The 13972-nt window shown below is 46.3% G+C and carries 11 protein-coding genes; 7 read left to right on the forward strand and 4 right to left on the reverse strand.

Translation table 11 applies throughout. The features are described from left to right. From trpB to LFX25_RS06335, 5 genes are all read left to right on the forward strand, one after another. The gene (gene trpB / locus LFX25_RS06315) at positions 1-1203 is read left to right on the forward strand and encodes a tryptophan synthase subunit beta (RefSeq protein WP_238729467.1); all 1203 of its coding nucleotides are present in this window, start codon (positions 1-3) and stop codon (positions 1201-1203) included. Continuing rightward, a complete protein-coding gene (gene trpA, locus LFX25_RS06320) occupies positions 1200-1994 on the forward strand; it encodes a tryptophan synthase subunit alpha (RefSeq protein ID WP_238729468.1) in 795 nt (264 codons plus the stop codon). Before trpB ends, trpA begins: the two co-directional genes overlap by 4 nt. 78 nt (positions 1995-2072) lie before the next feature. Further along, a complete protein-coding gene (locus LFX25_RS06325) occupies positions 2073-4385 on the forward strand; it encodes a CHASE2 domain-containing protein (protein WP_238729469.1) in 2313 nt (770 codons plus the stop codon). A gap of 30 nt (positions 4386-4415) precedes the next feature. Continuing rightward, the gene (dxs, locus tag LFX25_RS06330; protein ID WP_238729470.1) at positions 4416-6320 is read left to right on the forward strand and encodes a 1-deoxy-D-xylulose-5-phosphate synthase; all 1905 of its coding nucleotides are present in this window, start codon (positions 4416-4418) and stop codon (positions 6318-6320) included. 35 nt (positions 6321-6355) lie between these two features. After that, positions 6356-6832 (forward strand): tetratricopeptide repeat protein, encoded by a 477-nt coding sequence (locus tag LFX25_RS06335; protein ID WP_238729471.1) that lies wholly within the window; start codon positions 6356-6358, stop codon positions 6830-6832. Between the two features lie 348 nt (positions 6833-7180). On the opposite strand, the gene LFX25_RS06340 is transcribed toward LFX25_RS06335, so the two are convergent. Next, positions 7181-7720 carry a hypothetical protein gene (locus tag LFX25_RS06340; RefSeq protein ID WP_238729472.1) on the reverse strand — a complete coding sequence of 180 codons (540 nt, stop codon included), beginning with the start codon at positions 7718-7720 and terminating at the stop codon, positions 7181-7183. A gap of 8 nt (positions 7721-7728) precedes the next feature. Beyond that, a complete protein-coding gene (locus LFX25_RS06345) occupies positions 7729-8196 on the reverse strand; it encodes a hypothetical protein (RefSeq protein ID WP_240009037.1) in 468 nt (155 codons plus the stop codon). 165 nt (positions 8197-8361) lie between these two features. Between LFX25_RS06345 and LFX25_RS06350 the strand changes: the two genes are divergently transcribed. After that, positions 8362-9048 carry a hypothetical protein gene (locus LFX25_RS06350; protein ID WP_118955279.1) on the forward strand — a complete coding sequence of 229 codons (687 nt, stop codon included), beginning with the start codon at positions 8362-8364 and terminating at the stop codon, positions 9046-9048. Between the two features lie 312 nt (positions 9049-9360). Here LFX25_RS06350 and LFX25_RS06355 read toward each other — a convergent pair whose 3' ends face one another. After that, complete coding sequence (locus LFX25_RS06355) at positions 9361-11886, reverse strand: cyclic nucleotide-binding domain-containing protein (protein WP_238729473.1); 2526 nt, start codon at positions 11884-11886, stop codon at positions 9361-9363. Positions 11887-12060: 174 nt separating this feature from the next. On the opposite strand from LFX25_RS06355, the gene LFX25_RS06360 reads away from it, so the two are divergent. Then, the gene (locus LFX25_RS06360) at positions 12061-13233 is read left to right on the forward strand and encodes a DUF1343 domain-containing protein (RefSeq protein ID WP_238729474.1); all 1173 of its coding nucleotides are present in this window, start codon (positions 12061-12063) and stop codon (positions 13231-13233) included. Positions 13234-13305: 72 nt separating this feature from the next. Here the strand turns inward: LFX25_RS06360 and tmpT are convergent, their stop codons facing one another. Next, entirely contained in the window at positions 13306-13944 is a 639-nt protein-coding gene (tmpT, locus tag LFX25_RS06365) for a thiopurine S-methyltransferase (protein WP_238729475.1), read from the reverse strand. Between the last annotated feature and the right edge of the window lie 28 nt (positions 13945-13972).

The raw sequence follows: 13972 nt of genomic DNA on the forward strand, positions 1-13972 counted from the left end.
ATGGGAAAAGAACATCATTCCCCAAAAGAGGGTTATTTCGGAGAATTCGGCGGACGTTATTCTCCCGAAATTCTGCACGACGCTCTCGTGGAACTCGAGTCTACGTATAAAAAACTGAAGAAGAACAAACACTTCAAAAAAGAGCTCGAATATTACCGTAAAAATTATATCGGACGGCCTTCTCCGCTTACGCACGCGGAACGTCTTTCCAAGGCTTGGGGTGGAGCGAGAATCTGGCTCAAACGGGAAGACCTAAACCACACCGGAGCGCATAAGATCAACAATACGATCGGTCAGGTGCTGATCGCAAAGGCGATGGGTAAAACGAGAATCATCGCGGAAACCGGAGCGGGACAACACGGGGTTGCGACCGCGACGGTGGGTGCGATGTTCCAAATGGAAACCGTCGTGTATATGGGGGACGAGGATCTTCGCCGTCAGGAACTCAACGCGATCCGTATGAGAATGATGGGAGCGAAAGTGGTCGGTGTTTCCAGCGGAACCGCAACTCTCAAGGACGCGACAAGCGAAGCGATGCGCGACTGGGCATTAAATGTTTCTAATACACATTATATCGTGGGTTCCTCGATCGGACCGCACCCGTTTCCTACGATCGTAAGAGACTTTCAATCCGTGATCGGAATCGAATCGAGAAAACAATTCAAAAAAGTAAACGGAAAACTTCCGAACGCCGTCGTGGCCTGTGTGGGCGGAGGATCCAACGCGATCGGAATGTTTTACGGATTCATCAAAGATAAAAAAGTAAAACTCTACGGAGTGGAAGCGGGCGGTTATTCTACAAAACCCGGAGAAAACTCGGCGACGATCCAATTCGGAAAAACCGGATTTTTACACGGAACCAAAACTCTCGTGATCCAAGACGAGTTCGGACAAATCGTTCCCGCACATTCGGTTTCGGCGGGACTCGATTATCCGGGAGTCGGACCGGAACACGCGCACTTTCATCAAAGCGGAAGAGTGACTTATGCAAACGTGGACGACGAAGGCGCGTTAGACGCGTTTTTAGAAGTGTGCCGCATCGAAGGAATCATTCCCGCGTTGGAAACCGCGCATGCGTTCCGTTATGCGAAAGACCTCGCTAAAACGATGGGAAAAAAAGAAGACATTCTCATTTGTCTTTCGGGAAGAGGGGATAAGGACGTCGCCGAGGTCGCAAGACTTCGCAAAGGAGAATTTGTTTGAGCACGATCTCTTCCGTATTTTCAAAAGACAAAAGCGTTTTTATTCCTTACATTTCTCTTGGCGATCCGGATTATGAATCCTGCGTCGCTTGGGCGGACGCTCTCATACGAGGCGGCGCGGGGATTTTGGAACTCGGAATTCCGTTTACCGATCCGACCGCGGACGGTCCCGTGATTCAGAAGGCGTTCAAACGCGCACTTGCACATCCGTTCTCGATGAAAAAAATTCTCGAGATCACAGCGGAGATTCACAAACTTCATCCGCAAACACCGCTTGTTTATCTAACGTATTTCAATCCGTTGTATGCGATGGGTTTGGAGACCTTCGCGGAGATCGCAAAGAACTCCGGCATTCAAGGACTGATCATTCCCGATCTTCCGTATGATACCCCGGAAGCGGAAGAATTCTTCACCCAACTCGAAAAAAGGAAAATCGATTTCATCCATCTCGTAACGCCTGCGACGACCGAGGAACGAATCAAATCGATGAAGTCTCTCGCGTCCGGCTTTATCTACTACGTGACTTCGTACGGTGTAACGGGCGAACGAAGTTCGATCGCAAACGGACTTCAGGAAAGAATCAAACTCGTAAAAAAGTTGGTTTCCCTTCCGGTTTGCGCGGGATTCGGAATTTCCACGGCGGTTCAGTCGAAAGAAATTTCCGAGTACGCGGACGGAGTCATCATCGGTTCCGCGGTGCAGAGAATTATTGAAGAGAACGGATCGAATCGGGACGTCTGCGTTCAGAAATTATTTTCCTACGCGTCCGAGATCCGTTCTTCGATGAGATAATTTTCCTAAGAACCCGGAAAATATTGACGAAACTCCGACGGATTGGATACTGTTCCCCGATCTCTGTCGGAGGAACGCATGAGCGAAACGAAATTTAAAATCACTCCCATCCATATCATATCCCTTGTTCTGGGAGCCTTGGGGATCGTTCTCATTTCTTTTACGGCTTTTTTTCCGAACTTCTCCCTCAATACGGAATTCTTGTTGGGAGGATTCGCTCTTCTTTTGATCAGTTCGTATCCGATCTACAAGTTCATCGAAGCCAATTCCTCCGATAAACAAAGGTCGGGAAGCGTCTGGCTCGCGACCGTCGTATCTCTCACCATGTTCTTCCTCTATCAAATATTCACTCCTCTTTCCGATTTGGAAGAATCCTCCGTATCCTGGAGATTTACTCTGCTTCGCGCGGGAGTCAACAAGAGCGAAAAAGAATCCGAAGAAGGAACGATCGAATACACTCGTTACAATCCTCCACCCGGTGCAAGACAAGACATTCAGATCATCGGGATCACCACCACTTCCTTGGAAAAACTTCAGGGAAGATGGCCTCTTCCTTGGAAATATTACGCAAACATAATAGACATTTTTAAGAACACTTCCAATCATCTGATGTTCGATATTTTCTTCGTCGACTACAAACCGGGACAAACGGAAGAGATGGCCGAAGCTCTCGCGAAAAATCCGCAGGTCATGTTTGACTACCCGATGGAAACGAGTTTGGAATCGAAAAGTTCGATTCTTAATTTGGAAAAGCGGATCGAAGTTCTTCGAAAATTCAAATTGGAAAACGTGGAAGACCCGGGCGACGCGGGAAGATCCTGGTTGAAATTTCCTCAGCCTCCGATCGAACCCGTTGCGGAAAAAGCGTCCGGATTAGGATTTGCGAATATTAAAAAAGACGAAAGCGGCCTCAACCGTCGTATGCCTCTCGTCGCAAAACTTTTGAACGCGGGACCGCTTCGAGAAACGGAATACTATCCTTCCATCGATTTGATCATCGCTTGTAATTATCTCGGCGTGGACGTGAAACGTGACGTTCACGTGGTGATGGGAAAATACGTAAAGATCAAGAATATCCCGCAAAAAACTCTGACCAGCTTCAACCGAAAGACCCTGAAGATGGAAACGAAAGACATCATGAATCGTCCGAACGATACGCGCGAGATTACGATTCCGATCGACGAAGACGGACAGATGCAGATCAACTTTCCGGGCGGACTCTATTCTTTCCGTGCGCATGAAATCTTCGAAGCGGCGACGGAATGGAACGAGGAAACGGCGTCTCAGTTTCAGAATACGATCTTTCTCGTAGCGATGTATTATGCGACCGGAGCCGGGGCCGCAAAAGATACGCACTTATCTCCGTTCGGCGATATGTCCGGGATCGAACATCACGCCGCGGCGATCAACACGATCTTAAACCAAGACTTCCTTTTCGAACTTCCTCTTTGGGGAGAATATCTGATTCTTATGATCGTGGGAATTCTCGTGGGAGTGATCCAGCCAAGATTGAAAACATGGCTTGCGTTCATCTTCTTTTTATCGATGGCTTTCCTGTTCTCCGTAGTGACGCTTGTCAACTTCTCGGAGCTGAACCTTGTGCATCTTTATCCGACCGTGATTCTCGAACAGCTATTCATTTTCATCGGGTTGATCGGATTTAAAATCTTAACGGAAGAAGAGAACGTAAAATATATCCGAAGCACGTTCTCCAAATTCGTATCCAAAGACGTCGTGGACGAACTTTTGAAAAATCCCGACAACTTGAACCTCGGTGGATCGAAACGGGATATTACGATTTTCTTCTCGGATATCCGCGGTTTTACGACCATGTCCGAAAAAATGGGACCGGAAGAGTTGGTTCAATTCTTGAACCAATACCTTTCCGAAATGACCGAGATCATCATTGAATTTAAGGGAACGATTGATAAATACATGGGGGATGCGATCATGGCATTCTGGGGGGCGCCCGTGCCTCTGGAAGACCACGCTTACTACGGATGTGCGGCCGGACTCGCTCAAATGAGACGACTCGCAACTCTAAAGGAAGAATGGAAGAGCTTGGATCTCCCCCAAATGGATATAGGAATCGGACTCAACTCCGGACCCGCCGTCGTAGGAAACATGGGGAGTTCCCACAGGATGGATTACACCTGTATGGGAGATACGATCAACCTCGGTTCCCGATTGGAAGGAACGAATAAAGAATACGGAACCCATATCATTATCTCCGAGTACACCTACGAAAAGGTAAAGGACAGGGTCGTCGCAAGAGAACTGGACTTGATTAAAGTGAAGGGAAAAACTCAACCCGTTCGCATTTACGAATTATTGGATTTAGTGAACGAGGATGACCTCAAACTATTAAGAAAACCTTTGCAGGCGAACTAAAGACTTATAAAATTAGATTAGAAAGTTTTCATGCAACAGGAACCAACTCTGCTGGATAGAATCAACTATCCGGCCGATCTCAGAAACATACCTTTGGAAAAACTTCCCGAGGTATGCAAAGAGGTTCGAAATTACATCATCGACACTCTTTCGGGAGTGGGCGGCCATTTTGCGAGCAATCTGGGAGTCGTAGAACTCACGGTCGCACTTCACTATGTTTTCGACACCCCGAAGGATCGACTGGTTTGGGACGTCGGCCATCAAACGTATCCGCATAAAATTCTCACCGGAAGAAAGGACAAACTCAACACGGTTCGTAAATTCAACGGACTTTCCGGATTCCCGAAACGGGAAGAATCTCCGTACGATCTCTACAACACCGGTCACGCGGGTACTTCGATCTCGCAGGCGCTCGGAGAAGCTGCGGCGCGCGATCTTACCAAACAAGACTACAACGTAGTCGCCATCATAGGGGACGCGTCCATCGCGACCGGAATGGCTCTGGAAGCGATGAATCACGCGGGCCATTTGAAGAAGGACATGATCGTGATTTTGAACGATAACTTCATGTCCATCTCCAAGAACGTGGGATCGATTTCGAATTATCTCAACAACATAATCACATCCCATTTTTACAATCACTGGAAGCGGATCTTTTATACGTTTCTAAAGTGGCTGCCGATCATCGGACCCGCGACTGAAAGATTTTTCAAAAAAGTGGAAAAGGGCTTTAAGGACGTTATGACTCCGGGCGGTCTTTTCGAAGACTTAGGGTTCGGATATATCGGACCGGAGGACGGGCACGACGTGATTCGTCTCGTCAAGATGCTCGAAAAAGTGAAGAAGATGAAAGGGCCGATCCTTCTTCATTTGATTACGCAAAAGGGAAAGGGATACGATCCCGCGGAAAGAGATCCGATCAAATATCACGGGGTTACGCCGTTTCGCAAAGAAGACGGGGCGATGGACAGCGGGGATTCTTCCAAAATCGCCTATAGTAAGATCGTAGGAAAGATGTTGTCCATTCTTACCGAAAAAAATCCGAAGATCGCCGCGGTAACACCCGCGATGATCGAAGGAAGCGGACTGAAAGAATACGCCGAAAAATTTCCGGAACATCTTTTCGACGTGGGAATCGCGGAACAACATTCGGTCGCGTTTGCGGGCGCAATGACGAACGGAAATATCGTTCCATATATGTGTATTTATTCCACGTTCTTAACGAGAGGAATGGACCAACTCGTGGAAGACGTTTCTCTGATGAATCTTCCGGTTCGATTCGTGATCGACCGTGCAGGATGCGTGGGACCTGACGGAGAGACGCACCAAGGACTTTTCGATCTCAGTTATCTTTTGGGACTTCCGAACATGGACGTGTTCGTTCCGTCGAACGGTCAGGATATGATCGATTCTTTGCGATGGATGGAGACGTACGATAAGGCTCCGATCGCGATTCGATTTCCGAAAGCGAGCGTCGACATCAAAACTCTCGATTTTTACAAAGAATCTCCGATCAAGCCCGGTGCGTTCCGTGTTCTCAAAAAAGGAAGAGATATCGCGCTTTTATCGATCGGTTCCATGATTGACGAAGCGAAGAAGGCCGCCGAAATTCTCGAGTCTTCCGGTTTCGGAGTCACTCTGATCGATCTCATTTGGCTGAGACCTCTCGACGTCGAAGCGTTGAACCAAGAATTGGCGAACGTCAGACATTTCGCGATTCTCGACGAAAGTTATGTCGACGCGGGAGCTTCCGGTTATCTTCTCAATCGAATCGCGCCGGAAAATCTTTCGAAATACATCAAGACGTTCGGATTTCCGCCGGAGCCGATTCATCACGGAGAAAGAAAGGAAATTTTCCATGCGTACAAATTGGACGCGCCTCAGGTCGCCGAACACGTCGCAGAGGCTTTGAAAAAAAACTTAATCAAGCCTTGAAGGTTCCAAACCGAAAATCAAAGTAAAAACGGGTTATGGAATTGGAAAACTTTACTCCTTCGGATTTTCTAGAAGCGGCAAAATACTTTTACAAAACGGGCGACTCTGACAGAGCCGAATATCTATTCAAACTTTCGCTGGAAAACGAAGAAAACCACGAGGCCTATTTCTTTTTAGGGCTTATGGAGAATCAGAAAGGAAACCCGGAAAAAGGACTGCTGCAGTTCTACAAATCCGTGGAAGTGAATCCGAACTACGGAAACCCCTGCAACGAAATAGGAATCATTCTTTTAAGAGCCGGAAAGGAAACCGAAGCAGTGTATTGGCTGAAAAAATCCTTACGTTGCGAGCTCAACGACGCGCCGCATATTTCCCTCTACAATCTTGCCACATTGTATAAGATTTGGAATCGTCCGGAAAGATCGCTTCAATATCTGCACCGCGCGATTTTGATCAAGCCCGACTTCGAGGAAGCCAGAAAACTCAAAGAGGAATTAGGTTCGGCGATTTAGAACGCGCCCCATAGGAAGCGTTCTGCTGAGTTAACGCGCCCGGAAGAACGACCTGTTGGGAGTGAGATATTCTTGTTTAGAAGTTCCGACAATCCTCCGTGATTAAAGGCGGCCCCGCCCAAAATTTGGGTGGTGGGGTGACGAACGATCCTTAGGTAGCAATGCGTTGAGTTTTGAGGGGGCGGGAAATCTCGGCAAATTTTCCTGTATCAGAAAAATCGCTTATATACAAGAAGAATTTTTCACTCGCATTTTTGTTGGAACTCCTCAAAAATGCGGGAACTACCGCGCAATTTTTGGTCCAACCTGTTTATCGGATCAAAACCCAAATCTATTTGCTTGAACATCTCAGTCGTTTTGAGAAGAAGCCGACCGGAATTCCGGAGGTAACGGAACTTTCGGAGATTCTCCCGTTTCGGGAATTGCGGTTCTTTCCCCGCGAAAGCAAATCACGGTTCCGTCTTTTGTTTCCTCTAAAAAAGGACTGAGATCCGAAAGACAGTTTCGATCCGGCCGGAATTTTAGCTTTTTATGATGCGGCGTTTTCGCAAAAAGACATCCATCCTTGTCCAAGGCAAAATACAATTCCTTCAAAGTATAAGCGGCTTCGGACTCGGAAAGGAAGACTAACGTGTCTTCCGATTCTCTGCAAGCGACCAAATGGATCGGATATCCTTCCAAGTCGAGATAACCGTTCTCCGCGAATTCTCCGAAACGATTGTCGATGAAGATTCCCAGTTCGTCTTCGCGAAGATTTTGACGAAAGTAAGTAAGCACCTCTTTTTGATCGATGCGGTTTCCGCGGAAAATCCAGCGATCCTCGGAATCGACAAAAATTTCGCTGTTGAATTTTCGAGGAGAAGGGGAATGAGGACTTTGCGGTTCCATAAAATTCTTCACCTAAAATTATCCTTATAACGATACGCCACGCCTTCGATCACACCCATCTCGTTGTTGACGTAACCGATGGCGACCGTATTCCCGTCTCCGTTCCCCGATTGAACGAGGGTCGGCGGAACGTTCACGATTCCTCTGCCGGTGAAGATTACTCCGTCCATATGATTTGCGTATAATTCTTTTTTCAGCTCGGTGACCAAGTATTCCGGCACCCTTCCGTTCGCAAAGGAGCGAATGATAATTTTACCGTACGTGCGGTAAGGCTTCGGAGGGGAAGAATTTCGGATTTCGATTTCGTTCCAGGAGCTTTTATGAGAAAAACCGAATTCTTCTCGTAAAACCGTTTCCGGGATAAATTCTACGGACTCGCAAGAAAAAAGAGTGGAAAGTAGAATCAGTACCGAAAGAATCTTCGCAATCCGTAAAAAGAAGCGAAATCGGGAAGAATTTTCCGTTTCCGGACGCATGATTCCATTCAGAAAAACTGGAAATAAGGCGCAAGTGTTTTAATCTTGTTTCTCGTTTATCGAGAAGTGAGTTGTTCAAAATAAATTTAATGTTATGATAAAGCGGGATAAGGGAATCCAGTTCGAATTCGAGTCATTCGAGTCGCACCGTCCTTAATACTTTAAATGGAAGATACAGAGTTAGAGAAAAGGTCGAGGGAAAACGTATTAAAAATCGGTTATTGTTCTCTGGACGAAATCGAGGAAAAGGTCAAAGCGTTTCGAGTCATGAACCAGAACGCGGCCAAAAAAAGATACATCATCACGAGAGAGCCGATTCTGGATTCCGGTGGAAGAACGATTCTCGCGAAAGCCGCCGAGATCGACATCTCCGCCGCGAAACTTTTGAGAAGACAATTCAAAGGTTCTCAGATGTTCAAAACCTTTCAGCCCGACGAAGGGATTGTCATCATTTCCGATATGACTTCCGCCGAAGGCGTTTCCTTTACGATGGATATCGTGACTCAGATCATGAACCTCGGGGGTGGAGCCTACGAAGGATTTATCGATCGTGTGGACAGTTTTGCGGAGTTCATCAATCTTTTGAAAAAGTCCTTATTTCCGAAACTAATCATCATCGGTTATATTCCGCAAAGTCAGGTTCAATCCGAGCTGTTGAATTTCGTCCGAGTAAAACGGGTCGATAATTATCTGCGCGCGATCGAACTTTCGCACAGTCTTTTCAAACCGAATCCGTATTTTCCGAAAATCAAACAGGTCGAAATCTCCCAGCACGATCCGAAGAGCTGGGGACGTTTTGTCGTGGAGATTATCCGGGAATATACGCGTCCGTATCTTCTGGAAGAAATCTAAGTTTCGCGTTTTTTCCGTTCTATCGGAGAATGTGGGAACTCATACGTTTTTTGTGAATACGATGGAACTTCCTCCGGGCGAATGTGGGAACTCATACGTTTTTCGTGAATACGATGGAACTTTTCCGGGAGAATGTGGGAACTCATACATTTTTCGTGAATAGGATGGAACTTCCTCCGGGCGAAGTGTGGGAACTCATACGTTTTTCGTGAATACGATGGAACTTCCTCTAAGAACCAATTCTAACGACAAACAATCGTAAGAAAAAAAAGATTGAGACCCTTCTAAAAAGGAATCGAACGGTCTTCTTCTTTAAACTTTGAAGAATTCTAAATTATCCCGTAGCGGATCGGGCAGACTTCCCAATGCGTTCATATACTTCTTGTATCGGTTTTCCAATTCCGTATATTTACGATTTCTAATATTGATGAAGCGGTTGTGAATCTCCGAGAACGCAGGAGTTTTAGCGACCTTGTCCCGAATCGCTTTACTGAACGGGATATGTCTGTAAAAAATTCCTCGAACGACCTTATTGAGACGTTGAACCCCGTCGGATTCGTATTTCATCCAGAGCTGATAGTCGTTCGCAAAAATATCGCGGTCGTTTCTAAAACGTTTGAAGTCGGATGCGAGCTTTTCCTTAATCTCGATCGAAAGATCCTTGTTCTTTTTAAAAAACTGAATGTAGTCCGTGTAATCCGCGGTAATCGAAGGATTTCCGACGTTGTTCCATTCCGCTCCGAGAATCGACTTCGTAAGCTCCCAGCGGAACGCGGCGAGCGCATCCGCCACCATCGTTTTCAAATCGCCTTGCGCGAAGATCGGAAGAACGATTCTTCCGGGACTTTCTTTGGAACCGGCTCCTCTGTGAATCGAAAGATCCTGCCACATCATCACTTTGGTTCCGATGGAGGGAACGAGAATAAAATCAGGAATCACCGATTTCTGAATGAATTCTTTCGTAATTCCCAACTCATTGTTATTGTAGATTACTTCTCGGTGGAAAATGGAATAGTCAACTGCCAGAAGTTCGTGAACTACGTCTTCGAGAATCTTCTTGGAAACGTACGATTTATCAATCGCCATTTGACTGTGAAACTTGGTTAAAATAGGGAAGTGAGTCGCGGGACTACCCGAAGTGAGTCTAACGTTGGCCTCGTAAAGGGAGGCGAATTCGAATTTGAGTCTTGTGTCCGGGTTGTCGAGTTCCGGCGGTATATCCGATTCTTTTTTGATGTTGATGGTTCTGTTTTCCATCTTCACCTTTTCGAAAAAATTCTGCCCCATCTCGTCGAGAGAAGTCGGGATCTCCCGTTTATAAATTCTTTCCAGCCATTCCGTTCCCAGCCAAACCGGAATATCCGAAGCGGGAGTCATCGGATCCTTATGCGTGTACATAAAGGCGATTTGAGAATCGTCCACCATCGTCTCGTCGAAATATCCGTATTTCAACATCAGGTCGACCGGCTTCGGAACGTTTCGGTTCGAATTCATGTACTTCGTAAAACATTCCTGATACATATCCCAGTAATGTCTTCCGAGTGTTCTTCGAATCTTTCTGTTGTCCCCTTCGGGATCCAGCGGATTCTTTAAGCTCTTGACCTTGACCATCAAGGCGGAGAATTCCTTTACCTTTTCCGCTTCCAGACCGGAGAATTGAATGATGACCGAAGCGGAGTTGTCGAGTTCCTTGCGGATCGCATTCACGTCCACGCCCGCCGTAACTGCGGAGGCGACCGGTGCTTGGGTTTTCGGAGTCGTTTCCTCCAGCTTTTTTGCAAGCGCTCCCGCTTTGGATTGAAACGCTTGTGCATTCGGAGAAAGACCTGTAACAGGAACTCCGAATAGGGCTTGATGACCGTTCTTATATTTTTCGATCTTGCCTGCAACGGCGCCTAACACGGGTACTACGAATTCCGCCGGAGCGGTTCCGTAACCGGAAGAAGTAATGTCGAGAATCAGATAAAATTTCTCAACGAGACTTTGTTCGCCTACAAAGAACAGGCGAAACGCCTCGTCCAAATCGGAAAGACATGATTTGAGAATCCCGGAAATCTGCTCCAATACGTTTGCAAGTTTCGAACAAACATAGGCGAGCATCGTTGGGTCCGCCGTAAAAAGAGCGTTCAAAATTTTCGGGTCTTGCATGACGAGCTTTCGGATGAAGTTGAATTCTCCGTCTTGGAAATCGATCTCTTCGGGATACAATCTCGTGAGTTGGGATTCGTGTTCTTCTTCCAAAAACTGAGGACTCGGTCTGTCCGGTAAAAGACCGCCGTTGTCAAAAAATAATTTCAAATTCTCCCGACAAAGACGCATTACCGGATCCACGACATCCGCGGAAACTTCGGGGATCGGAGCGCCCGGTTTGATGTCCGGAAACACGTTCGGATTGAATTGATAATAAAGAATCGAAAGGTTATCGTTCACCTTTTCGATTTCGGAAGTGATCTTGCGGATCTGATTGGATTTTTTGAAAAGTTCCGTGATTTCGCGAAGAAGAGTCCGCGCGACCATGAGCCCCAACGAGACTCGGGAACCAACGCTCTTGCCGATCGTGTCGCGGTTCATCGCGTATGTGGAAATGACGCAGGCATCTTCGGCTTGAAGATGAAACGGGTATCGACCGCTCGTAAAAAGAGCCATCGATCCAGGAGTTAAATTGGCTCCGCTCAGTTTAAAAAGTTCGAGTTTTCTTCCCCCGGGAACTTCGGTCAGATAACGAACCGTTCCACTGTGAAGCACGTTGAGAGTATTTGCGGGAGAACCTTCGGGAAACAGTAAGGTTCCTGCGGGAGCTTGGGCTTGTTGTTGTGGAACTGAGGGATCAAATGCCATAATTAGATTATCGAGGGTTAAATGAAAAAGAAACTATTTCTTATCCTTGGAGAAAACACTTTTTTTCGAACCGAATCAAAAAACCGACCTCTGAAAATCTACGAAGTTCGTATAAACGCAAACGGGAGAATTCTCCCGGGGAATCGGATCTTTTTTCGTTGCACTTGACTCCGTATGCCTTCCGAAAACCATACGGGAAGAATGAATCATAAAATCGAAAAACTGCTCCGCGTTTCCAGGATCGGAATGGTTACGAATCAAAGCGCCTTCGGACCGAACGGGGAATATCATTTTCAAACCCTACGTAAGAGATATGATTTAAAGAAAATATTTCTTCCCGAGCACGGATTGTTTGCCGAACTTCAGGATCAGGTTTCCGGATCGAATTTGAAATACGCCCTGGACGGAGTGGAATTCATCAATCTTTACGGGGATCATGAATCGAGTCTCGTGCCCGATTCCGTTTCGCTCGAAGGTTTGGATTTGATCGTAATCGATATCCGGGACGTGGGTGCGCGTTATTATACCTTTCTGACCACTGCGTATTATTTTTTGGAAGAGATCGCGAAATGGAATTCTTCCGGAAAACAGGAAATTTCAGTCGTCGTTTTCGATTCGCCCAACCCCGCGGGAGAAAGAGTAGAAGGTTCTCCTTTGGAAAAAGAATTCGAATCCTTCGTCGGAGTCAGAACGGTATTGCATCGTCACGGATTAACGCCGGGAGAACTACTTTCGTATTATCAAAAAGAATTTTCCTTAAATGTGAAACTCAAAGTCGCAAAGAAAGGCTGGTACGCAAAAGAAGATTCCGAATTTCTTTGGATTCCCCCGTCTCCGAATATTCCGTTTCGTTCGACTTGTTACGTTTATGCGGGTCAATGTCTTTTGGAAGGAACCAATCTTTCCGAAGGAAGAGGGACCACGAGGCCGTTTGAAACGTTCGGAGCGCCTTACATCAACGAACAAAACGATAGAATCCGCAAAGCTCTGGAAGAATCACAAAATGAAAGTTGCACCTTGCGTCCGTTGAAATTCATACCGACTTTTCACAAACACAAGGATGAAATCTGCGGCGGATTTCAGATCTTGTTGAAGAAGCCCGAAAAATTTCACAGCCTTTTCTTTTCTCTTAAGTTGATCCGCATGTTGAGGGAAGAATATCCGAACGACTTCGCATACAGAGAGGGAGCGTACGAATTTCGATCCGATCGACCCGCGATCGAATTGCTCGTCGGCGATCGCTTTTTGTTGAATTACCTTTCGGGAAAAGATTCGGATTCCGTTGTATTCGAATATTTGAGAGAACAGGAACGGGGTTGGAAACGGAAGTGTAAGGAAGTTTTGTAAGATTCTTAGCGAAAGATGAATGTATCTTATCGAAGAAAAGAGAGGATTCCCCGATTCGACGCCGACCAATAGTCATCGAGTTTGCAGTAACCAAACGTTTTCGATCGCCTGACATTTTCCTTTCAATCCTCCGATCACTTCTTTGCTTACGATCAGATTTAGATCATATTTTTCATTATAGTGTCGATTGACTTCCTCGTTGCTGATGGAAAACGGCGGTCCCTCCATCGAGTTCTGATCATACTCGTAACAAATCAACAGTTGAGGAGCAGAGTCGGTCAGGTCGAATATATGATTTGTATAGCGATTTCGCATCTCTTCCGGCAAGGCAACGAGGGCCGCTCTATCATAGATGGCTTGTACTGAACCGAGCCATTTCTTCGATAAGAGAAAAACGTCGCCTACAAAGATGTCGATATTGTCTGCACTATAATGTTCTAGGGCGCCCATCTTTGTTATTTTCGGTATCAATCCAAGTTGGGAAAATAATTGATCGATAGCGATTTTGCTCAGTTCAATCCCCGCCACTCGATATCCTTTGGATAGAAGCCAGGAAATATCCAAGGTTTTACCGCATAAAGGCACGAATATGCGTGCGCCTTCGGGTAGAGAAAGCTTTTCAAAATGTTCAACTAACAACGGGTTCGCTTCTTTTTCGTGAAATGCGATCTCATTTTTTCCCCAACGTTGGTGCCAGAAATTTGCTTCCATAAAAACCTCTCTAGATTGATTTACTCGC

The organism is Leptospira sanjuanensis, assembly GCF_022267325.1.
Lineage (GTDB): Bacteria > Spirochaetota > Leptospiria > Leptospirales > Leptospiraceae > Leptospira > Leptospira sanjuanensis.